Annotated in this window: 17 protein-coding genes; 10 read left to right on the forward strand and 7 right to left on the reverse strand. The window is 59.9% G+C overall.

What is annotated here, in order from left to right; genetic code table 11:
- Positions 1-90 precede the first annotated feature (90 nt).
- Positions 91-1,821, forward strand: coding sequence for a ribonuclease J (locus tag ABWU19_RS05375; RefSeq protein WP_333659024.1), 1,731 nt, complete (start codon positions 91-93; stop codon positions 1,819-1,821).
- Positions 1,822-1,863: 42 nt separating this feature from the next.
- Here the strand turns inward: ABWU19_RS05375 and ABWU19_RS05380 are convergent, their stop codons facing one another.
- On the reverse strand, positions 1,864-2,676 hold the full coding sequence (locus ABWU19_RS05380; RefSeq protein ID WP_435900737.1) for a shikimate dehydrogenase: 813 nt from the start codon (positions 2,674-2,676) through the stop codon (positions 1,864-1,866).
- 222 nt (positions 2,677-2,898) lie between these two features.
- Here ABWU19_RS05380 and ABWU19_RS05385 point away from each other — a divergent pair, with 222 nt between their 5' ends.
- The 8 genes from ABWU19_RS05385 (at position 2,899) to cdd (ending at position 9,920) form a co-directional block, all read left to right on the forward strand.
- The gene (locus ABWU19_RS05385) at positions 2,899-4,173 is read left to right on the forward strand and encodes an NfeD family protein (RefSeq protein ID WP_435900738.1); all 1,275 of its coding nucleotides are present in this window, start codon (positions 2,899-2,901) and stop codon (positions 4,171-4,173) included.
- A gap of 206 nt (positions 4,174-4,379) precedes the next feature.
- Positions 4,380-5,378: a flotillin-like protein FloA gene (gene floA, locus ABWU19_RS05390; protein WP_435900739.1), complete on the forward strand. Its 999-nt coding sequence runs from the start codon at positions 4,380-4,382 to the stop codon at positions 5,376-5,378.
- A gap of 297 nt (positions 5,379-5,675) precedes the next feature.
- Entirely contained in the window at positions 5,676-6,206 is a 531-nt protein-coding gene (locus ABWU19_RS05395; RefSeq protein WP_435900740.1) for a hypothetical protein, read from the forward strand.
- Positions 6,176-7,153 carry a PhoH family protein gene (locus ABWU19_RS05400; RefSeq protein WP_435900741.1) on the forward strand — a complete coding sequence of 326 codons (978 nt, stop codon included), beginning with the start codon at positions 6,176-6,178 and terminating at the stop codon, positions 7,151-7,153. Before ABWU19_RS05395 ends, ABWU19_RS05400 begins: the two co-directional genes overlap by 31 nt.
- 9 nt (positions 7,154-7,162) lie before the next feature.
- Positions 7,163-7,588, forward strand: coding sequence for an rRNA maturation RNase YbeY (ybeY, locus tag ABWU19_RS05405; RefSeq protein WP_435900742.1), 426 nt, complete (start codon positions 7,163-7,165; stop codon positions 7,586-7,588).
- A 4-nt stretch (positions 7,589-7,592) separates the two neighbouring features.
- Entirely contained in the window at positions 7,593-7,997 is a 405-nt protein-coding gene (locus tag ABWU19_RS05410) for a diacylglycerol kinase (RefSeq protein WP_435900743.1), read from the forward strand.
- Positions 7,998-8,102: 105 nt separating this feature from the next.
- Complete coding sequence (locus ABWU19_RS05415; protein ID WP_435900744.1) at positions 8,103-9,479, forward strand: hemolysin family protein; 1,377 nt, start codon at positions 8,103-8,105, stop codon at positions 9,477-9,479.
- 24 nt (positions 9,480-9,503) lie between these two features.
- The gene (gene cdd, locus ABWU19_RS05420) at positions 9,504-9,920 is read left to right on the forward strand and encodes a cytidine deaminase (RefSeq protein WP_435900745.1); all 417 of its coding nucleotides are present in this window, start codon (positions 9,504-9,506) and stop codon (positions 9,918-9,920) included.
- A gap of 41 nt (positions 9,921-9,961) precedes the next feature.
- Here the strand turns inward: cdd and ABWU19_RS05425 are convergent, their stop codons facing one another.
- The 5 genes from ABWU19_RS05425 to ABWU19_RS05445 form a co-directional block, all read right to left on the reverse strand.
- Positions 9,962-10,666 (reverse strand): endo alpha-1,4 polygalactosaminidase, encoded by a 705-nt coding sequence (locus ABWU19_RS05425; RefSeq protein WP_435900746.1) that lies wholly within the window; start codon positions 10,664-10,666, stop codon positions 9,962-9,964.
- 1 nt (position 10,667) lies between these two features.
- A complete protein-coding gene (locus ABWU19_RS05430; protein ID WP_435900747.1) occupies positions 10,668-12,098 on the reverse strand; it encodes a hypothetical protein in 1,431 nt (476 codons plus the stop codon).
- 334 nt (positions 12,099-12,432) lie between these two features.
- Positions 12,433-13,923 carry a GT4 family glycosyltransferase PelF gene (gene pelF, locus ABWU19_RS05435; protein WP_435900748.1) on the reverse strand — a complete coding sequence of 497 codons (1,491 nt, stop codon included), beginning with the start codon at positions 13,921-13,923 and terminating at the stop codon, positions 12,433-12,435.
- A 32-nt stretch (positions 13,924-13,955) separates the two neighbouring features.
- Complete coding sequence (locus tag ABWU19_RS05440) at positions 13,956-16,250, reverse strand: hypothetical protein (RefSeq protein WP_435900749.1); 2,295 nt, start codon at positions 16,248-16,250, stop codon at positions 13,956-13,958.
- A 341-nt stretch (positions 16,251-16,591) separates the two neighbouring features.
- Positions 16,592-17,404, reverse strand: coding sequence for an endo alpha-1,4 polygalactosaminidase (locus ABWU19_RS05445; protein ID WP_435900750.1), 813 nt, complete (start codon positions 17,402-17,404; stop codon positions 16,592-16,594).
- 271 nt (positions 17,405-17,675) lie between these two features.
- Between ABWU19_RS05445 and ABWU19_RS05450 the strand changes: the two genes are divergently transcribed.
- Positions 17,676-19,970: a COG1470 family protein gene (locus ABWU19_RS05450; protein ID WP_435900751.1), complete on the forward strand. Its 2,295-nt coding sequence runs from the start codon at positions 17,676-17,678 to the stop codon at positions 19,968-19,970.
- 155 nt (positions 19,971-20,125) lie between these two features.
- Here ABWU19_RS05450 and ABWU19_RS05455 read toward each other — a convergent pair whose 3' ends face one another.
- The gene (locus tag ABWU19_RS05455; RefSeq protein ID WP_435900752.1) at positions 20,126-21,904 is read right to left on the reverse strand and encodes a chromosome condensation regulator RCC1; all 1,779 of its coding nucleotides are present in this window, start codon (positions 21,902-21,904) and stop codon (positions 20,126-20,128) included.
- Positions 21,905-22,002 lie beyond the last annotated feature (98 nt).

The following is a 22,002-nucleotide window of genomic DNA, read 5'->3' on the forward strand; positions in this document are numbered from 1 at the left end:
GTTTGGTTGGGGTTTGGCCCAAGCCACCCATAACCCGCACCTGAGCCAGTAAAGAGCCAACCCATACTTGCGTACCGCTTTGGAGTAAACATGACCAACAATCCACCTTTTAGTCGTCCCCGGGGCCCCCGGCGACGGCAAGAAAGACCCAAACCCAAGGGGCCTATCATCTTAGGCAAACCCGATGGCGCCGTGGAAATAGTTTTCCTGGGAGGAACCGGCGAAATTGGCAAAAACATCACCGCCATCCGCTACGAAGACGAGATGTTCATCATCGATGGCGGCCTGGCCTTCCCAGACGCGCAGATGCTCGGTGTAGACATCGTAATTCCGCGCATAGACTATCTAGTTCAAAACAAAGACCTCATCCGGGGCTGGGTACTGACCCACGGCCACGAGGATCACATCGGGGCCTTGCCCTACTTATTTCCGCAACTGCCGCGGGTTCCGGTGTATGGCGCCAAGCTTACCCTGGGCCTGGTGAAGGGCAAGCTCGAGGAGTTCGGCCTCGCAGTGGGCGACTACAACTTTAAAGAGGTCTCCCCCGATGACCGCATCTCCATTGGGCGTTACTTCCAGCTCGACCTATTCCGCATGACCCACTCCATTCCGGATAACTTCGGCATGATCATTCACACCCCCATTGGCAAAATCGTGCACACCGGCGACTTTAAGCTCGATGAGCGCCCCATCGATGGACAGACCTCCCACCTGGAGAAAATCGCCGAGGCCGGAGCCGAGGGGGTCTTGTGCCTGATTGCCGATTCCACCAACGGTGAGCGCCCCGGGGTTACCCCCAGCGAAACCGAGGTGGCAGAAGAGCTCGATAAGGTGATTGGCGCTGCCAAAGGGCGCATTTTTGTAACCACCTTTGCCTCGCACATTCACCGCATCCAGTCGGTGGTCACGGCGGGCGAAAAGTATGGGCGCAAAATTGCAGTGGAAGGGCGCTCGATGCTCAAGTACGCCCGCATTGCCCTCGAGCTTGGCTATTTCCGGCAAAAAGACCGCTTCTATACCCTCGACGAAATTAAAGACCTGCCCGATGAACAGGTACTGGTTATTACCACTGGCTCGCAGGGGCAGCCCGAGGCCGTTCTAGCCCGTTTAGCGGCTGGAGCACATAGCAAGATGGCCATCAAGGAGGGCGACACCGTCATCCTGAGCAGCAGCCCGATTCCCGGCAACGAGGAGGCGGTCAATACCGTCATCAATCGGCTTTATGCCCTGGGGGCCTACGTGTTCTACCCACCACGCTACCGCGTGCATGCCTCCGGCCACGCCAGCCACGAAGAGATCAAGACCGTGCTCAACCTGACCCGCCCGAGGTTCCTGCTGCCCTGGCACGGCGAGATTCGCCAGCAGATTAACTTCAAGTGGCTGGCCCAGAGCATTCCCCATCCGCCCGAGAAAATTCTGATTCCCGAAAACGGGCGCCTGATTAGGCTCACCGCCAACAACATCGAATTCAACGGAACCGTGCCCCACGGCCAGCTCTACGTGGATGGGCTGGGGGTGGGCGACATTACCGACGAAATTCTGGAAGACCGCAAACACATGGCCGCCGAGGGGGTGGTCATCATCACCGCCCTGGTCAGCCGGGATCCGCTGGTGGAGGTCATTTCCAAGGGCTTTGTGAAGGCTGGGGAACGCCTGCTGGGCGAGGTGCGCAAGATGGCCTCGGAGGCACTTTACAAAGGGGTGCGTGAAAAGAAACGCCTCGAGGAAATCCGCGATGACATCTATTACCCGGTCAAGAAGTTTATCGCCAAAAACACCGGACGCAATCCGGTCATCCTGCCCATTGTGATTGAAGGCTGAGCGCCAAAGGGGCCATACCAAGGGGAATAAAGCGGGTTTGGTCTATAAGAAGGCCGCATTTTGCAGCCTGGCCTGGGCTGCTTTGTACATGACCTGGACATCTGGCTTAATCCCAGTCCAGAGCTCGAAAGCAAGCGCCCCCTGCCATACCAGCATGGGCAGCCCACCCAGCGTGGGGAGACCTGCTTGCTGGGCCTCGAGCAGCAGCCGGGTGGTCGGTGGGTTGTAAACAATATCCACCACCACCCCACGGGGCAACAAACCGGGCGGCAAGGGGGAGCTGGAGGGGTCTTTGAGCCCTGCACTGGTGGTATTAATCAGCAAATCGCAGCCATGCACCGCCGCTGCCAGTAAAGGCTCGGTGACCAGACGCAGCCCCATGGCATTGCACAAGGCCTCTGCCCGGCTTTGGGTGCGGTTATACACCGCTACCAGTGCGCCCCCTTCCTTCAGGGCATAGGCAACCGCCCGCGCAGCCCCTCCTGCCCCCAGCACCAGGGCTTTTTTGTTGCGGTAGGAGATGCCGGCTTCGTCCAAACCAGCGATAAACCCCAAGGCATCGGTATTGTGGCCGATTAGGCGGCCTTGCGCGCAGACAATGGTGTTAACCGCCCCGATGGCCCTGGCCTCGGGGCTTATTTCGTCCAGGTAGTCCAGTACGCTTTCTTTGTGCGGAACCGTAACGTTGACCCCAGCAAACTCCCGCCGAACCTCCTGCAAACGGGCTCGCAGAAATGCAGGGGGGGTCTCGAGGGCCAGGTAAGTACCTTCCAATCCCGCCGCCCTTAAGGCAGCCTCGTGCATGGCTGGAGAAAGCGAATGCTCAACCGGAAATCCAATCAAACCAAGTTTCACAGCTGGATTTTAAGCCCCCTTAAGCAGTTTTCCCAGCTCCTTCTTTGAGCACAGGCTTCTGTGCTACCCTCGCCCAGGACTGGTTCCAGCCCCAATTAAGCCCTTGGATCCGAGGGCCGCGGGAGAGAGAAGCGGCGAAAAAGCTGCCGACCTCGAGCCCTGCTGTACGGTAAGCCCCCGCACATTACACTCCCCCAGGCCTGACTTGCTAAGATAACCTTGGTGAGAAACCTACTTTTCGTTTTCCTGTTGGTTGCCTCGATAGCGCAGGCCAAAACCTACATCATCCCCATCGAGGGGACGATTGACGGGCCGTTGGCTGTTTTCATCGAGCGATCCCTCGATCAGGCCGAGCGCGAGGGTGCAAGCGGGGTGGTCTTTCGGGTCAACACGCCCGGCGGGCGGGTAGATGCCGCGATCCGTATCACCGACCGCATCCTGGCCTCTACCGTGCCCACCCTGGCCGTAGTCGAGAACGCCTTCTCGGCAGGGGCGCTTATCTCGCTGGCCGCCCAGCAGATCATGATGCTGCCCGGCTCCAACATCGGGGCTGCCCTGCCCATCACCATCACGCCGGTGGTGGGCAACGCCACCGCAGCCGACCGCAAGGTCATATCGGCCCTTAAGGGCAAATTCCGGGCAGTGGCCGAGGCCCGCAACCGCCCTGCCAACATCGCCGAAGCCATGGTAGACCCCGAAGCCGAAATCCGGGGCATCACCACCAAGGGCGAGCCCCTGACCCTCTCGGCCAAAAAGGCGGTGGAGCTCAAGATCGCCGATGCCGAGGTGCCCAGCCTTCGGGCGGCCCTCGAGAAAGCCGGCTTCAGCAGCGATACCCAGGAGCTCCAGCCTGGCCCCCAGGTGCGTGTGGCCCGCTTTTTGACCGACCCCACCATCGCGGCCATCCTGCTGGCGGTGGGGGTTCTGGGGCTCATTCTGGAATTTTTCACGCCCGGCACGTTCATCCCCGCCATTATCGGCCTGACCTCGCTGGGTCTGTTCTTTCTTGGGGGCTATCTGGCGGGCCTTTCCAGCGCGCTGACCATCATCCTGCTGTTTGCCGGCCTGCTCTTGGTTGTGTTCGAGTTGTTTGTTACCCCCGGCTTCGGCATACCTGGCCTGTTGGGGCTCGGGCTAATAGGCGCTTCGATCTACTTTACCTTCGGCGATGAGGCTTTGCAGGTTGGTTCTTTTGCCATCATCGGACTGGCTTTGGGCCTGTTCCTAATCCTGCGCTACCTGCCCAGAGGACGGGTGGCCCGGCCCTTTGTGCTGAGCAGCGCGGTGGAAGAGGTGGCTCCTCCCAAAAACGAACTCGAGTCGCTCTTAGGGGCCATCGGCAGCGCCATCACAGACCTGCGCCCGGCCGGTACAGCCCAGTTTGGCGACCGCCGCGTGGATGTGGTCACCATGGGGGAGTTCATTGAGCGGGGCCAGGCCATTCGGGTAATCCAGGTAGAAGGCCCCCGGGTGGTGGTGCGGAAAGTAGAGGGCTAGGTTGTTTATAAAGAGGCCACCACCAGCGACTCCAAGAATCTCTATTTCATGGGCCACACCTTATTCGTTTTCCCGTCCATGATGTACGCTTATAGCGCTGCTGTGTCTGACATCGGCTCGAGCAGTTCCCATGAATATCCGACACAGCCAGAAGAGATGGCAGATTTTTGGGGAAGCTGCGTTAGCATAACTACGAGGAGGATCTCATGGAGTTTGGAGCTTTAATCATCGCTGGCATCGCTTTACTAGCCGTTTTCCTGTTTTTTTACCTGGTACCCGTTCCACTGTGGATCACGGCGCTGTTTTCAGGCGTCAATGTAGCGCTTACCTCGCTGATTGGTATGCGCTTCCGGCGCATCCCTCCGGCCAAGATTGTCAATCCCATGATTAAAGCCTTCAAGGCCGGCATTCCGGTCGAAACCGCCAAGCTCGAGGCCCAGTACCTTGCTGGGGGCAATGTAGACCGGGTGGTTGATGCCCTGATTGCAGCCGATAAGGCCGGTATCAAGCTCAACTTCGACCGCGCCGCCGCCATTGACCTGGCTGGGCGCGACGTGCTCGAGGCTGTGCGGCTTTCCGTCAACCCCAAGGTAATTACCAGCCCGATGGTCGCCGGTATGGCCAAAGACGGTATCCAGCTGCTGGCTACCGCACGCATTACCGTCCGCGCCAACATTGACCGCCTGGTAGGTGGGGCCGGCGAAGAAACCATCGTGGCCCGGGTTGGCGAGGGCATCGTGGCTTCCATCGGTCAGTCGGAAGACCACAAGCAGGTGCTCGAGCAGCCCGACCGCATCTCCAAAACCGTGCTGGCCAAAGGTCTGGATGCTGGCACGGCCTTTGAAATCCTCTCGGTGGACATCGCCGAAGTGGACGTAGGGAAAAACATCGGAGCCCAGCTCCGCACCGACCAGGCCGAGGCCGATAAGAAAATTGCCCAGGCCAAAGCCGAAGAACGCCGGGCCATGGCCGTGGCTGTGGAGCAGGAAAACGCCGCCCTGGTCGAGGCCATGCGGGCCAAGCTGGTCGAGGCCCAGGCGGCCGTACCGATGGCCCTGGCCGAGGCGCTCCGCAGCGGTCGCATGGGTGTAATGGACTACTACCAGCTCAAAAACATCGAGGCCGACACCGATATGCGCGAGTCTATCAGCAAAGCCAGCGGTGGTGGAACCTCCGACGGCGGTGCTGGTGGCTCGCAACGGTGAGGCACGCAAAGGGGTTTTAGCCTTGAGGGGAGCGCCCAGCACCACACCGGGCCAGCGCGAGCCCAGCGGCAGGAGAGGTCTGAACAAAAAAACCTCGTCTGTGCTCCTGCCATCTCTGCTTGTGGGTGAGGCCAAACGCACCCCTCTGGCAGTTGTCACGGTTGCGCTCGCCACTTTGACCAGCACAACAACTGGATGGGGTATTGGCGGACAGAAGGCTCGCCGCACGCCCCAGCGGGCGCAACCAGGGGCTTTCTACGGCTCATCTGGGGCTTCAGCCGCTACCCGGAGGGTTTCATGGGTCTAGACGATCTTTTAGGTCTGCTGTTTCTATTTTTCTTTATTGTGCTGCCTGCCTTGCAAGGCTTGCTCAGGCGGGGCCAGCAAATGCCCCCCGATTTTGAGCCCGACGAGATTCCCTTACCGGGTGAGGAGCGCCGTCCGCCCCCGCGGCCCTCGAGCACCCAGCCGCCGGGCGCACCCGCACGCCCAGCCGCCCCCCCACCCCCACCGGCCAGCACCCCGCCCGCCCGCCCGCTGGTTAGTCAGTCTGCTCAACCCCCAAAACCCAGGACACCCCCTGCAAAGCGACCAAGAAGCCTCGAGGAAGTCGAGCGCGAACGCCTGGCCCGTTCCAGCGCGCGCCTGCCCAAAGAATCTCCTCAGCCAACACCCGGCAAAGCCCAGCCGGAAAGCAGAGGCAGAACCGCCGAGCACTGGGCCTTTTCCACTTCAACACGTGATATTCTTAACGGTGTGGTTTGGCATCAAGTGCTGGCCGAACCCAGGAGCCAATATTGGAGAAGAGCACGCAAATCAAGGCGGTAGTTCCCCTTCGCTCAGCCCAAGAAGCCCTGTCCTTGCTGGGCCATGGCGATAAGCACCTGAAAACCCTGCGCAAGCTGCTGCCCGCGCAACTTGTGGTGCGCGGGCAGGAAGTGCAAATTTCGGGCGACCCAGACGAGGTGCGCCTGGCCGAACGGGTTATACGTGACCTGGTTACCCTGGTGCGCCAGGGCGCCGAAATTGATGCGGGTACCCTCGAGCAGGTCATCCTGGTTGCAGAAAACGGACAGTCGCTCCCGGTCGAAACCGCCGTGCCGACCCTGGGTGGCGAGATAACCCTGCCCGGCAGGCTCAAGCCCAAAACCCCCGGCCAGCGGCAGTACGTGGAGGCCATCAGCAGCCACGATATTACCTTCGGCGTGGGGCCTGCTGGCACCGGGAAAACCTACCTGGCCGTGGCCATGGCCGTAGCCTTCCTCAAGGCCAAAAAAATTAAGCGCATCATCCTGACCCGCCCCGCCGTAGAGGCGGGCGAGCGCCTGGGTTTTCTGCCGGGCGACCTCCAGGCCAAAATTGACCCCTACCTGCGCCCGCTCTACGACGCCCTTTTCGACATGATTGACGCCGAGCGCTTTGACCAGTACATCCAGTCGGGTGTGATCGAGGTGGCGCCCCTGGCCTTTATGCGGGGTCGTACCCTGAACGATGCCTTCATCATTCTTGATGAAGCCCAGAACACCACCCCCGAGCAGATGAAAATGTTCCTGACCCGTATGGGTTTCAACAGTCGGGTGGTGATTACCGGCGACATTACCCAGATTGACCTTCCCAAAGCGCAAAAAAGCGGCCTGGTAGAGGCCATGCGCATCCTGAAGGGCATCCAGGGTATTGCCCAGCAGCGTTTTTTGGAGTCCGACGTGGTGCGCCACCCGCTGGTAGCCCGTATCATCAAAGCCTACGAGTCCCATGAGCACGAAAGCGAGCGCTAAACCAGGGCGATGGGACAGGTAGATCTGGTTGCACACAGCAAACTTCCCCCAGGCCTGGGCTCCGCAGTAGGCAAAGCCCTCGAGCTGCTGCTGGAGGAGCTGGGCCATGGCGACAAATCCCTCACGCTCATTTTGACCGATGACGCCGAGATCCGAGCCCTTAAGCAGGAGCACTGGGGCGAGGATGCCCCAACCGATGTCCTGTCGTTTCCTACCTACGAACCGGGCGACCCCTTCATTCCGCCACATTTGGGCGATATTGTGATCAGCCTCGATACCGCCCGCCGCCAGGCCAACGAGCTTGGGCACAGCCTGCAAAACGAAGTTAAGGTGCTGGCGGCCCACTCGCTATGGCACTTGCTGGGGCACGACCACCAGAGCGAGGATGAGTGGGAGGGGTTCCGTCGGGTGCAGACCCGCATTCTCGAGCTCTAGTCCTATGCCCCCTCGAACCCCGCCCCCCAGGCCCGGCAGCGACCCCCTACCCTTACGGGGCCTGCGGGCTTCTTTTGCCTATGCCTGGGCCGGTGTTCGTTTCGCCTGGAAAAGCCAGCGCAACTTTCGCCTCGAGGTGTATATCGGCGCCCTGGCCCTGGCCCTGGCCCTGTGGCTACAGGTCAACCCGGTTCCAGTGCTGCTGCTGGTGGCCTTGGTGCTGGGGCTTGAGCTCATCAACACCGCCCTCGAGGCTGTGGTAGACCTGGTCTCACCCAACTATCACCCCCTGGCCAAAGCAGCCAAGGACGTTGCCGCAGCGGGCGTGCTGGTAGCCAGTGCAATTGCCGCCCTAATCGGTGTTTTGCTATTTTTACCGCCGCTTGTGGGCCGCCTGGGGCTGTGGTAAACTTCCGGCTAGTAGCGTATGGACTCCCCTTCCAAACGTAGCCCTGGCGTTGCCCTGGAAAGCTCCGGGGCGAGTTAGTTTTGGGTTGGGCCTGACGCGAACCCTATGGAAAGCATCCCTGGCAGTCTTGGAATCATCGTTCTTCTCATCCTGATTAATGCCTTTTTTGTCGCCGCAGAATTTGCCCTGGTCGCAATTCGGCGCAGTCGGGTCGAGCAGATGGCCGATACTGGCTCCTGGCAGGGCAGGCTGCTTAAAGAGGCCATGGCCAAGCTCGACATCTACATCGCCACCACACAGCTTGGCATCACCGCCACCAACCTGATTCTGGGTGCGTTCGGGGAACCCTACGTTACCCGGCTGATTGTGGCTGGCATCACAGCAGTGTTTGGTCAAACACAGGCTGCCGCTGCAGCAGAAAGCAGCCTGCTTTTATCCATCAGCTTTGTTTTCTCGGTTATTCTCATTACCTTTGTTACGGTGCTCTTTGGCGAACTGATTCCCAAAGGTATCGCCCTTCAGCGCACCGAGCAGGTCGCTGTCATTACCATTCTGCCACTCAATCTGTTCCAGCGGCTCACTTCTCCGCTGGTCTGGCTTTTTAGCCGTAGCGGCAACTTCTTCCTGCGCTTGATGGGCCTGCGGGAGGCCCCCTCGCACTCCATGGTGGGCAGCGCAGAAGAGCTGAAGCTAATTGTGGAAGCCTCCTCGAAAGAAGGGGTTCTGGACGAAAGCGAAGGCGAAATCATCAGCCAGATTCTCGATCTGGAAGAAACCCCGGTGCGCTCGATAATGGTGCCCAGGGTAGACATGGTGGCCATATCGGCCGAGGCCACCCTGCGCGACTTTTGGGAAATGGCCCGCGAGCATCGTTATTCCAGAGTCCCGGTCTACCAGGAAACCATCGACAACATTGTTGGGGTGGCCTACACCAAAGACTTACTCGAGTACGAAGGCCCGGAGCTAGACAGCATCAAGATTGGCAGCATAAGCCACCCCGCCTACTTTGTGCCCGAAACCATGGGGGCCAGGGAGCTTTTGCGCGAGATGCGCCGCCGCAAAACCCATATGGCCATTGTGGTGGACGAATTCAAGGGTACGGCAGGGCTGGTTACCCTCGAGGACATTATCGAAGAGATTATTGGGGAAATCTACGATGAGTCCGACGAGGAAGAGGTGGCCCCGGTGCAGCAGATAGCTCAGGGGGTCTATCTGCTGGCAGCCTCTGTCCCGCTGGAAGATGCCTCGGAAAAGCTGGGCATCGAGTTGCCCGAAGGTGAGTACGACACCCTCTCCGGCTTCCTGATGAGCGAGTTTGGACGTATACCCGAGGTGGGGGAACAGCTCGAGTACGCTGGCTTTGTTTTTACCGTTGAAACCGCCGATCCACGGGGCATCGAGCGGGTGCGGGCCCAGAAGAAAACCCCAGAACCCCGCGACGACGAAACCCTTAGCGAGTCGGTAACTTCAGAAGAAGCATAACCGCCGGTGCAGTATGCTAAAGCCGTGCCCAAGACGCCTAAAAAGATAGTAGAAAAACTCCAGCAGCTCCTGGCCCACTCCTACTCGCCTTACTCCGGTTTTGCCGTTGCGGCAGTGGTTAAGTCCCGGTCGGGTCGGCTGTATGGCGGGGTTAACGTGGAGAACGCCGCCTATCCCCTCTCGCGCTGCGCTGAGCAGTCGGCCACCTTGCAGATGGTCTCGGCAGGAGAGCGCGAGATTGCCGAGGTCTGGGTGATGAGCCGGGGCAACCAGCCGGCAACCCCCTGTGGCGGCTGCCGACAGGTACTGAGCGAGTTTGCCCAGCCCAACGTACCGGTACACTGCCTGAGTGCAGATGGCCCCGAGCTACACACCACGCTGGGCGAGCTTCTGCCCCATGCCTTTAACAGGCAATACCTGGACAGGCCGGGCAAAAAGTAAGCCTCTGGCACCCTATTCCTGATTTTCTACTGAAGACCGCTTTATATACGGGTTAGGTCGCGGTTGCTGACAAAGGTTGGCAGGCCATAGTACATCGCCCGCAGCCTTGCATAGCCCTCGAGCCAGAACTGGTCGGCATAGTCCAGCGCGTAAATCTCGAGGGCGTACCCTTGAAGCCTGAACAGGTGGCTGAGGTTGTACTCGAGTTCATGTGCAGGCAACACCCGATAACCCCAGGGTGTCCAGGTAGTAGAAAACGACTCCAGCACCACACCGTTTACCAGGCCAGATAGCTCGGGCAGCAGATGAAACCCACGGTTGGCATACAGAAGCCTCGAACCCAAAAGCTGCCGCAGCTGGGTGATAAGTTCCAGCAAAGCCCCCCGATCCTGGGGATACAGGGTCACGGTGTCCAGCGTATCCAAAAATAAACCCTCAAACCCCATCTCTACCGCCCTTCGAGCCTCATCCAGGCGACTTCTAACCCAGTCGGGGTGGGACGGATCCACATAAACCGTATTCCAATCCAGGTTTCGTGCGTTGCGATGCCAGGGTGAAGGAACAAGCTGATCTTCCCCCAGGCTCAGATAGGCCAGGGGCAGGGTTTGCCGACTACGCAAAATCTGGAGTTCTTGAGGGGTATAGGCCCAGGTTTGCAGTACCACTTTCGCATACCTGTAAAGCCGCGACAGTCGCCCTCTGCCGTAGTAGAAGGCCAGGGCTTTGGATTTGCAGATGCCGAACATATTACTGGTAGTTGCGCAATTCGCGCAGAACTGGCAGTGCCGCCAACAGCAAATAAATGGTAAAAAACCCACATCCAATCAGGTAGCTCAGCGATCCATCTAAAGGCAACACCCCCTGCAACGAAAGGGCAAAGACGGCAGCATACACCATGAGCGCCAGCAGCATCCCCAGCAGTACCCTTACGGTGCGGTTCATTGTGGTGAGCGTAAAAGCCACAAAAAACCCGAGCCCAAGCAAGAAATTTGCAATCAGGAAGATCTGGGTCTCCATGCTGTTAAGGTTGAAAAATACCTTCGCCAGAAGGCTCAATACCAGCAGCAGCATTGCGTAGGAGGCCAGCACAGACAAAAAAATACGGTTGACATTTCGGGCAAACACCCTCAGGTCGCTGGTGCTGGCCAGCAGCAAACTCATACGATGCAGGAAAACTCGAAGCTGCCACTCAAGCCCGCCCATGCTCAGCACCAGCGGAACCACCGTCAGACCTGCTGCAATGGACGTACCGGTAATCCAGTGCCAGAATGGGTTAAGGAATACGAATACCGCACTTAGAAAGCCGTATAGCATGAGCGGAATGGCGTCCAGCCAGTCGGTTTTCTGCAATATCTTCCAGGGTGAGTGGTTGGCTTTGGTTCTGAGGGTGATGAGCGCAGCCGTAAAGCTTAGCAGTACCGCCACCATCATCACCAGAACCGTGGGGGCTGCGCCGAGCAGCTCTGGAAACAGCAAGAACCCCGCCCCAGAAATCACCCCTGGCAAGGCAGTTAGCAGCAGCCACATCTCTTGCTTGTACAAAAGTAAAATGCTCGAGGCCATGTGGTAGGCCATTTGCAAAACCAAAAGGGCAGCTAAAGCCGGGCTTGCCTGTAGAAGTACGGCAATCAGGGTTGCCAACCCCAGACCCATAAACAGCATGCTGCGAAGCAACACCCGTGCTTCCGGAGCAAAACCCCGGCCCATCAGGACATAGGCCAGCCGAATCATGCCCTGGCTCCAGGACCAGCCCAGAACTGCCGATAAAATCAGGCCGAGGGTGGCTTCCTGGGAGCCGGCCCAGGCAAAAACCGCCGGAAAAAATAGCCCCGGCATACCATAAAAAAGCCCGTGCGAAAGCTCTCGCAAGGTTTCGGAAAGGGGATTGATTTTGCGCTTGGTGGCTGCGGGCTTGCGCGGCACCGCCCGATAAAGGGCTTCGGCCAGCTCAAACACATTGGGGTAACCATAGCGTTCCAACACCATCCGGTCGTTATAACCATGGGCCTCGAGCACGGCCGCTATTTGCTGTGCGTCCACAGCGGTCTCGATCACCGGCCCCAGATGCTGAATCAGTGGCGCCAGACGATTAGAAAGGCCTGGCTGGCGCCCAGTTCGAGTATAGCTGGGCAGCACCGCCACCCCACGGTCGTCATAAAACTCCGTTCGCTGGCTCATGCCAACAATCCACCCTTTGTGCTCTGGCAACCAGGTAAATAAAGGCCGCTCGAAGCTTCAGCGGCTGTTTGCGTTATACCCGGTAATCTGACCGGGTTCAAGCCACCCAGGTGTGCGCACACCCCCCCTGGCCGCATCTCCCAACAACCCCAGGCGGCTCGAGGTTCGGCAATCTGGCTCAATAGCACAATAAATTGTTTTTTGGCAGGTCTCACTTAGTGCTCCGGTAACTTAATTCCTGGGATGGATTTGGCTCCTCTAATACCTGGGGGTTGCTTTTAGCGCTTCATTCCGGGAACTTCACTGCATATCCATCTTTAACTTACCAAACCACTCAGCTCCCCGAAGCCGGTAAAGGTTCGGTCGGGTATGGCATTCCCGACAACGCCGAAGACTTGGCCGCTCGAGAAAGAGATACCACATCATGGTACATTTTGCGGTAGTCGTTTAGAAAACGCTCGAGGGTAAAGTGCTTGAGTACCCGCGCCCGCGCTGCCTTGCCCATAGCAATCCGGCGCTCATCGTCCAGCAACAACTCGGCGCAGGCCCTGCCCATCGCCGCAGGATCACGGGCAGGCACCAGAATACCTGCATCGCCTACTGCCTCCGCCACCCCCCCCACATCGGTTGAAACCGTGGCCCGTTCACACGACATGGCCTCAATCACGGCATACGGAAAACTTTCCGAGATGCTGCTCAGCACGGCCACATGCCCAGCCTGATAACCCCGTGCAGCCGGTGAGATTCGGCCCTCGAAGGTCGCCGCTCCCTCGAGGCCCAGCTTTGCGATTAGATCTTCGCAGCTTTCCCGGTAACGCTCATTGCCTGCAGGCGTCGGACCAAACATTCGAAGGCGGGCATTGGGCACACGTTCCTTGGTATAGGCAAACGACTCAATCAAGGTATGGAGGTCTTTGAGGGGATCAATGCGTCCCACAAAGGCGAGCGTGGGAACCTCGGGCTCCACCTCGGGAGGCGGAAACAAGGCCGGATCAATGCCGTTGTGGATGGGGCGAATGGAGGTAGGAAAGGCCCCGTTGCGCTCCTCCCAGCGGCGGTTGTACTCCGAAACCGGCACGATTAGGTCGGCCATGCGGTAAGCGGCGCTCGAGAGCAGGCGAAAAAAGTTTAAGATCAGGGTTTGCACCGAAAGGCTAAAAGGAGCCTGGAGATAGCTCAGGTAGCGCTCTCGAAGATAAACACCATGCTCGGTTAGAACAAATGGGACATGGTGGTACCACTTGCCCATCATTCCCACCAAAGCCGCAGGCCCGTTAGAAACGGCATGATAAACCTCGGCTTTAGCAGGAATAAGCTGCAGGGGACGCAGCAAATGCTCAATCAATTCCGAGGCCAGTAGAGCGTCCTGGAGGGTCAGATTGGGCAGTGGAGCAATCGAAGGGTCTTGCGGCTGATGCTCCTTCCAAACTTTGAGTAAGCGGCCAAGGGAAGCTTCGCTCAACAAGGCCTCTCCCAGGTCGGCTTGCTGTGCATAGCCAGCCATAGCCCGTAAGGCCCACAAAAAATAGGTTGTGCCCCAATTAGGCCTGACCAGGGCACTTACAAAGCTGTGGTGCACCTGGTCGAACCAGCGGGAAGCACGCTGCCTCGAGCGACTCCGGCGAACACTATTCCACAAGGGAAAATTGACCACGCCTTTAAGGTTTGCAGGTGGAGGATAGGCTGCTTTTTCCAGGCCATTGCTGGTAAGGGCAATTACCTCAAACTCAAAGTCGTGCAGACCACGAATGAGCTGATCGCACCACACGCTCACCCCGCCCAGCACGAATGGGTAGGTTCCTTCAGTGATAAGTGCGATTCTCATGGTCATGCCCTATAGAAAATGGTCCGTGTACCCTACTCCGCAGGGTAGGTAAAACGCAAGACCTGCCCTGCAGAAAGGTTCACCTTGGAAACAACATCGCCCCCATATACCCAGCTAACCCCCTGCGCCGCCCCCGTAAAAAACAGTACACCAGAACTTTGCTCCGGCGCAGCGATCTCAACCTGATTTGTGCTGCGGTTCCAGGTAGCAGTAATACCCGCTTCGAGAAGGGCGCTGTGCCGGGTGCGTTCGGCCACATACTCCCCGATCTCGTCCCATGAGGGGTTGAGCACCGGGATGCTGTAGTAGCTGGTGTATTTCTGCATCAAGCGGTTTAGGTAATCGAAAACCAGGCTGCGGCCCGGCTCGAACTCGCGCAGGTTGGCCTGGTGGAAGTAGTGCGAGCTGGCACTGGTCTGGAGGTGGTAGAGGGCCAGGTTGGTTTCCTGCTCGAGGATCTCCTGGTAGGTAAGCGGCCTGGGCCAGTAGGGGTGCTGCCCACCCGGGGCGTAGATGTAGTTGTAGAACGAGGTGGCCTCAGCCGGGGTAGTCACGGTGTAGGCAATGTTGGTGGGCCACACTGGAATCATCAGCAAATCCGGGCGCAAGGCAATCCCACAAATGGGGCATTTGGGTTTGTGGCTACCTACCGAGTAGTTGCCATGGATATAGCGAATCCCCAGCTCTACCGCGCGGTCGAGCAGGGCCTGGTTGGCACACGCCAGGCCGAAATCTTTGCGTGGTTCATCTGAACCGGGGCCCGAGGCGCCGGCCACCGGCGGACACTCGGAAGGCAGCCTGGGCAAAGGGTTAGGTTCTTCTGTGGCTGGACTACGGTACCAACCCAGGCCCGAGAGTTCACCTGTTTTTAGGGTCTTGCTGCTGTACCACAGGCCCATCTGTCCCGCCAGGCGGGTGTTCTCGGCAATCTGGAAGCGCAGCGCGACGGGGTCGGTGATGTTGTCCATGGAGGGGTGGTCGCGGGTGTGGTTGAGCCAGCGCATCCGGCTGGCCAGACACTTGGTCAGGCTGGACAGGGGGTCGCCGCTGGAGACCCCTGGGTTACAGCTTGCCGCCACGCCGGTGTTCACCCCCCGCCCGTTGAAGGCCAGGTTGAGCATGAAGCCGTTGCTAAGGGGATAGGTGGCGTTGAGCTGGCGCTGCTGCAGGTACAGCGACCAGGCATCCTGGGCCGAAAGCCTAAAGGGCTGGGGCCGGTAGCGCAGGGGATCGCCGGGCTGAAGGGTGTCGTCCCACCAGTCGGACTCGAGGCCCCAGTCATCCACATCAACGGCCAGAATGTGCCGCCGTTCGCCGATAAAAAGCCCCCGCGTAGCCCAGCGAATTAGCCCATAACCTAAAAGCTGGGTGTGTAACAGATAGGGGTTGCTGGCAAAAGTCAGGGCAATTCGCTCGCGTCCATCGGCGCTGCGGCTAAACACCCCCAGCACATTTTCGCTCAAGTCCTGCAACAGCGGCTGCACCACACAGCCGGGCGACTCCTGGGCCGTAGCCAGGCGGGCTGGATAGACAAAGGCATTTTGAATGGGAATCTCTGCGTTGGGGTTCAAATAGCTAAACAGGCCGCGGCCCTCGGGCGTGAGGGTCATCCGAACGGGGGGATAAGGCGGCGGGCTGGCCGGCGGATTGGTGGCGGGGTTATCGGTGCGCACCCCTTCATCTCCGGCTGGCCGCACCGAGCGGATGCAGTAGTCTTCCGGTTCGCCAAAGCGCTCGTTGGGAGTTCCCGGCCCAGGAAAGGTGTACAGCGAGACTGAGCGCACCGCGTAGCGGCGCTGGTAGTCCCACAAGCGGCTCCACTCTGCCCCGCTCAATGCGCTGGCAAAATCCCCCGACGGGACCTTGTAGGTCAGGTTGTTGCTGGCCAGCAAGATGGCCTGGAAGCGCCCGCCCGTGCTGTCCTCCAGCATGCTGCTGGTCAGCTCCTGGGTATCGGCCAGCAATACCTGGTAGTTGGCCCCTAGTTGGTCAAGCAAGGCCCGCCAGGCTTGCAGGCCCGGATCTTCTTCGGTAGGGCCAATCACCAAAATGCGCAGCGCTACCCGGTTTTGCGGCAGGGCCTGGAACTGCACCCCCCCGCGCTGGGGGCGCAGCAAACCAGGAATCTGCACATCGGGCAAGGGGCGGTTGGCATCGGCCTTGTGCAGCGGCAAGGCAACCGGGGCGCCCTCGAAACGGGGCATAGAGGGGGCCTGGGATGGCCCTTCCGGTACCTGAGCCGCCTCGCTGCCCCTTTGCAGATTGCACCCCGCCAGCAAAAACAAGGCGGCCAGGATAAGGGTGGTGGTTTTTGTGTTGAATTTCATTTCTCTTGGCCCCCTTCTGAATATGGCTAAAACGCAGATGTTCTCTAGACCCCAGGGTAGAAGAAGAACCCTAAACACGACAGGGCAGCCAGCCTGTTACCTTTCGTTACATTAAATTGTGCATCTGGCGCAGACGGGTCTAGAGTGAGGGTATTGGCGGTGACAGAACCCGCTAATCTATAGCTTCACAAAAAACCGTCAGGCTGTCCAGGGAGGCATTTTACGGTCATTACACCAGGCTGCCTATTCACCTGCGGGAAGATGTGCAAATCCCGCTCGAGCCCTTTTAGCCCGGTGGGATTTTTGCGTCTGTTATGCTGTAGTTGGACTTAACGGGGGTGTTACCTGCACTCCTCTACCCAACCATCGAGTTCCCGCCGTTTGAGGATGGAGAAAATACCCAGGCTGGTGGTGCTGCTGCAAAACTGCGAGGCGCTTTTGATGCGGGTGTCGGTGTATTCGATGTTGAGCACCGGCTTGCCCGCTTGCAACATGGGACGGGTCTGGTTGCACCAGCCCTGAGCAAAGCACTCTTCGGTCACGAGGAAATCGAAGTCGTTGATGAGCTGCGGGAGCAGATCGGTGGTGTTCTTGAGGCCAATGGCCAGGCCGCGCTGGTGGGCTTCTGCCGCCAACCAGCGGTTAAAGCGAATCTGATCCTGGGCCGTAAGAGGGAAGCCGGTGTTGTTCTGGTAGCCATTCACGTTGTCGGGGTCTACCCCCACAAAGCCTTTTTGCTTGCAGAGGTCGAGCCGGGCCCGCAGGATGGGGGCCAGCTTGTCAATCTGACGGATGTCCAGCCAGCGCTCCCCTGCCCAGCCCTCGTAGTTGCGGCCCAGCACCTCGGGGGGAAACTGGTTTTTGTCGGGCCGCCAGTTCTCCCAGGAGCCTGCACTCAGGTAGCAGACCGCCTTAACACCGCGCGCCGCCAGCTCCTGCACCACACTGGCCGGGGTATCGAACAGGTCGACATTATAAACCGTTACCCGTCGGGTTTTGTCGAGGGTTCCGGTGTACTGGACATGCCAGGTGGTATCAAGCCCAGGTTTCCACCAACTGCCAGCGGTAGGGGGAGACGGGGTTGGGTTGCTCACATCGAGGGTACTTCCACAGGCTGTGATGGCGATGGCCAGAATCCATAGGTGGCGCAGCATAGACAGCCCTATTAGAATACCGCCCAATCGGGGTCTTATGGGCGTGGCATGTAGACCCCTTGAGCAAATTCTCATAATATTGTGCCCCCTCGAGCCTTTCGCACGTAACGCCTGCCAACTTGACAGCATCTGGACGGATGCTATCGTCAAAACGTGAGGATGGGCCATGAGGAAAGTGCAGGGTTTAATTACAGGCCTCAAATTTTGGTTTTATTTAGCAGCAGCCTGGGTCTTGCTAAGCGGGTGCAGCAAACCCGCACCGGAGCCCCAATTGCACATTGACCTTTCCCCCAGCAGCCTCACCCTCCAGCAGGGCCAGAGCAAAAGCGTCAATATAAGGCTTGTGCGCAGCAACCTGCCGGGCCTGGTGGTGCTGGACCTGGAAAGCCCTCCACCCACTGGGGTTGGTGTCACCTTTGAACCCAGCAGCACCCTGGAAGATACCTCGACCCTGCAGGTTAAGGCCTTGGGCAATGCAGAGGTAGGCCGATTTATCTTGCGTGTGCGGGCCTCGAAGGGGCCTTTTTCCCGAACTGCAGATCTGCCCTTGCAGATAGAACCGGCCCACCAGCCCGATTTGCAGCTTAGTCTGAGCAACCCCAACCCCTCCATCCGCCAGGGGCAGTACGAAGACCTCCTGGTAGACGTGGTTCGCGTCAACATTGGGGGTACGGTGGTGCTGGCCCTCGAGCAGCAAGACGGCAGCCCCCTGCCCGCTGGCCTGAGCGCCACCTTCAGCCCCAGTCAGCTGGGCAGCAGCACCTCGATTCTACGGCTTTCGGTGGCCCCTACGGCCACCATCACCACCTATCCCCTACGCATCAAGGCCACCCTAGGAAGCCTCGAGCGCACCCTACCCTTTACCCTCACGGTCTTGCCTGCATCGCCCGATTCCGATTTCCAGCTGAGCCTTACGCAATACCTTACCGTACAGCGGGGCAGTAGCCTGAACGAAACCATCACCATCGTGCGTAATAACCTGGTCGACCCCATTACCCTGAGCCTCGAGCGCTCCGATGGCTCCCCTCTACCAACCGGTATCAGCGCCATCTTTGCGCCCCAGGAGGTAGATGGCTCTACTTCCACCCTTACCATCGCCACCACCCCCGACCTCCCGCTGGGAGACTATGTGCTGCGCGTGAGGGGCGCTCAGGGCAGCCTGATTCGTACCGCTCTGGTGCTCCTGAATGTGTTCGACCAGGCCGAGCTAAGCGCCAGCGGGGCGGCCTGGGTTGCCGGCCAGGACAACAGCGGCGCCTGGCAGGTGGTTGCCCCCAGTGCCGGAAAGTACCTGCTGCGCGTGGGCAACGCCGCGGGGCGCTATGGCTGGGCGGTGGTATGCAGCAAAACCGAGGCCAGGCTTACCACCCATCAGGTGGGTGTTTACCAGCTCACCCTGGACGAGGTGCGCGACCTGAGCCTGCCCTGCCCTTCGCCAACGAGCGGCGGTTCGTTCTCGAACGTAAGTGGGCAGCTGAACGGCTTGAACGGCAGTTACGGCCAGGTGGCCTATGGAACCGCCAGCGACCTGGTAGACCCCGCCCGCACCGGTGAATTCCCTCCCACCCCGGCCTACCCTGGCTACCTGCTGCAAGGGGTGCACCACGGCAGCGCCGACCTGATGGCCGTGCGGTATCTGCCGCCCAGCCCTCCCGGCACCGTATTCGAGGCGGATCGGGCCGTCTTCCAGCGCAGCTATGCCGTAGGGGGCAACCAGACCCTCGACCTCGATGCCAGCGGCCCCGACTCGTTCGCCCTCGAGGGTTCCTACACCGCCACCCTGACCAACCCTAACCCCTCGGCCCAGGGCCTGAGCTACCTGGCCTACCTAACCCCCACCACCCCAACCCTATACCTGGCCGACAGCCAGCAACGGGCGGCCAACCTGACCTACCGGGCCATCCCTGCGGCCCAGCGGCAGCCCAACGAGTTCTACCTCTTCAATGCCCGCGAGACCACCTTCAGCAACCTGAACCTGCGTTCTCGACAGGTAGTGCGCGGCCAGGCCAACCCCCAGAACCTGAGCGCCAGCTTCCTGAACCCGCCGGGGGCCACCCTGGCCCTGCTGGGCAACCAGTTTCAGACGTCCTGGAACTCCGGCTACACCTGGCTGAGCAGCGGCACCCGGCTCTTTAGCCTGCAACTGGCCCAGCTTGCGGTTGCCCCCAGCACCAACCTGGAATGGCACCTGCACCTCTCGCAAGGCTGGCTGGGCAGCACCACCCGCTACGCCGTCCCCAACCTGGCCCAGTCCTGTGCGGCCTCCCAGACCCCCTGCGCCCCTGCGCCTTCCAACGCCCCCGCCAACGGCTGGCAGACCGCCTGGGGTCTAAGGAGCAACCTCGAGCTCGACTGGTCGCTCAGCGCCATGCAGGTAAGCCTGCCCTTGCGCGACTGGCTGCCCCTGGCCCAGAGCAGCACCCCTCCCACGGGCCTTAACCTGGATGGCTTTAGCTTTGCTGCCGCCAGCGACGGGGGCATTTACAACCCCAACGCCCTCTCGGCCCAGCGTCTGCAAACGCTGGAAGCACCCCGGCTCCTGCCCAAGTGGCTCTCACCGCGCTAGGCCGTGTTGGGCGGGCCTGGCGCATTGCACTCCAAAGGCTACCGCGCTGGCTCAAGCTCCGAAAAAACCTAATCAAATCCCTGTAGCCCCAGCCTACCTATAGGCCCACAAAAAACCTGCCTGGAACGCCCAGGCAGGTCTGTTTGCTACAGGAGCTATGGCAAGGGTGCGGGGGGCACCTGCACACCGGTAATGGAGGCAGGCTTGGCTTCGTCGGAGGAGTTGTTGGTTCCATCGCCCAACTGACCCTGAATGTTGCTGCCCCAGGCCACCACCGAGCCATCGTCCAGCAGGGCCAGGGCATGGAAGATACCCGCCGCCAGAGCCCGCACACTCCGGCCTGAGGGAATGCCCAGTACATCCACCGGGGTCGTCTGGTCGCCCGCAGTAGCCCCATTGCCGAGTTGGAAGCTATCGTCGTGCCCCCAAGCCTTGACCGAACCATCACTCAGAACGGCCAGGGTGAACTCATAACCGGCAGCAATGCCCACTACGCCCGTCAGACCCGTAACCTGCACGGGTACGTTGCTGTTTGTAGTGTTACCGTTGCCCAGTTGACCGTGGTTGTTGAAACCCCAGGTACGCACCGTTCCGTCGGCCAGCAAGGCAACCGAGTGGTTACCCCCGGCGGCGATGGCTATCGCGGTGATGCCAGTCAGCTGTGTGGGGTTAGTGTATCGGTCGGTGTTGCCCGTACCCAGTTCGCCGTTGGGGTTGTCGCCCCAGGCCCAGATACTGCCATCGGCTTTGAGGGCCAGGGTGTGGTCGTCGCCGGCAGCCAGGGCAATTACGTCGCTTAAGCCAGGTATCAGCACCGGCGAATGCTGGGGAGAATCGGTATTTCCAAGACCGAGCTGGCCCACATCGTTGCGCCCCCAGGCGTATACGGTGCCTTCGGAGGTCAGAGCCAGTGAGTAGTAGCGACCTGCCTCTACCGCCACTGCCTTGACGCCTGCAGGCAGGATGTTTTCGCGTAGGTTGGGTACGGCGTTGGTACCGCTCGAGTTGTCTGGCCCATCGCCCAGTTGCCCATAATCGTCGCGCCCCACCGTCACCACCCGGCCATCGTTGGTGAGGGCAATGGCATGATACTCGCCCAGGGATAGCGAGACCACATCGTCGCTTGGTGAGACCCAGGCTGGGGTGCTATCGCTGGTCCCAGTGGTCACTCGACCCAACTGTCCGTAGGTGTTATCGCCCCACGACCAGACCTCGCCGTTGGGCTTTATGGCCGCGCTAAAGTAGCCCCCGGCTGCCAGGGTGTTGGCCCGCAGTACCCGCAGGGTAAGGGAGGCGGTGCGGGTCAGGTTCCCACTGCTGGCCTGCACGGTGAGGTCGTAGACCCCCTCCGGCACGGTGCGGGCCACCGTTAGCGTCACGGGGCCGGAGGCGCTCAGGCTGGCGGGGCCGATGCTGATGCCGCTGGGCGGCGATTGCAGGCTCAGGTTCACCGTACCGCTAAAGCCTGCTTGGGGGGTGAGGGTAAGGTCGAAGTCCGAGAAGCTCTGACCCTGGGCCCGCATAGTGCTGGAGCGGGTCAGGGCAATGTTGAACGAGGTAACAGTTAGTTCAAAGCTGGCGGTTTTGCTGAGGCCGCCCTGGGTGGCGACCAGGGTTAGGGTGTGGGTGCCAGTAGGGGTGGCGCCGGTGGTCTGGATTTGCAGGGTGAAGTCTTGGGCTCCGCTTCCCGTGACAGTCACGCTGCTTAGCGAGAGCGAAACCCCCTCGGGCGGGCTTTGCAGGCTGAGGTTCACCGTGCCGCTAAAGCCGTTTTGGGGGGTGATGGTGAGGGTAGTGGAGGCCGGCTGGCCGGGGTTTACGGTTGCGTTGGCGGGACTGAGCGAGAGCGTGAAGCTGGGTTGGGATTGCGGCTGCGTGCCGCAGCCTGCCAGCACCAGTGCAGCAATTGCGAGGAACAAAAAAAGTTTTTTCACGATACCTCCTTTCTTGGTCATTAACATCATAGGGTTAACCCAAGTTGCTACCTACAAAACGCTGGCCAGCTGCCTGAAGTTGTGGGCAAAGATGAAGC

The organism is Meiothermus cerbereus, from assembly GCF_051297115.1.
Taxonomy (GTDB): domain Bacteria; phylum Deinococcota; class Deinococci; order Deinococcales; family Thermaceae; genus Meiothermus; species Meiothermus cerbereus_A.

What these genes read in the sequence shown, in the direction of transcription:
- ABWU19_RS05375 (WP_333659024.1), top strand. Translation starts at nt 91, where the DNA reads ATGACCAACAATCCACCTTTTAGTCGTCCCCGGGGCCCCCGGCGACGG.
- ABWU19_RS05445 (WP_435900750.1), bottom strand. Translation starts at nt 17,404, where the DNA reads ATGCTGCGCCACCTATGGATTCTGGCCATCGCCATCACAGCCTGTGGA.
- ABWU19_RS05430 (WP_435900747.1), bottom strand. Translation starts at nt 12,098, where the DNA reads ATGAGCCAGCGAACGGAGTTTTATGACGACCGTGGGGTGGCGGTGCTG.
- pelF (WP_435900748.1), bottom strand. Translation starts at nt 13,923, where the DNA reads ATGAGAATCGCACTTATCACTGAAGGAACCTACCCATTCGTGCTGGGC.
- ABWU19_RS05415 (WP_435900744.1), top strand. Translation starts at nt 8,103, where the DNA reads ATGGAAAGCATCCCTGGCAGTCTTGGAATCATCGTTCTTCTCATCCTG.
- ABWU19_RS05440 (WP_435900749.1), bottom strand. Translation starts at nt 16,250, where the DNA reads ATGAAATTCAACACAAAAACCACCACCCTTATCCTGGCCGCCTTGTTT.
- ABWU19_RS05410 (WP_435900743.1), top strand. Translation starts at nt 7,593, where the DNA reads ATGCCCCCTCGAACCCCGCCCCCCAGGCCCGGCAGCGACCCCCTACCC.
- ABWU19_RS05425 (WP_435900746.1), bottom strand. Translation starts at nt 10,666, where the DNA reads ATGTTCGGCATCTGCAAATCCAAAGCCCTGGCCTTCTACTACGGCAGA.
- ABWU19_RS05395 (WP_435900740.1), top strand. Translation starts at nt 5,676, where the DNA reads ATGGGTCTAGACGATCTTTTAGGTCTGCTGTTTCTATTTTTCTTTATT.
- ybeY (WP_435900742.1), top strand. Translation starts at nt 7,163, where the DNA reads ATGGGACAGGTAGATCTGGTTGCACACAGCAAACTTCCCCCAGGCCTG.
- floA (WP_435900739.1), top strand. Translation starts at nt 4,380, where the DNA reads ATGGAGTTTGGAGCTTTAATCATCGCTGGCATCGCTTTACTAGCCGTT.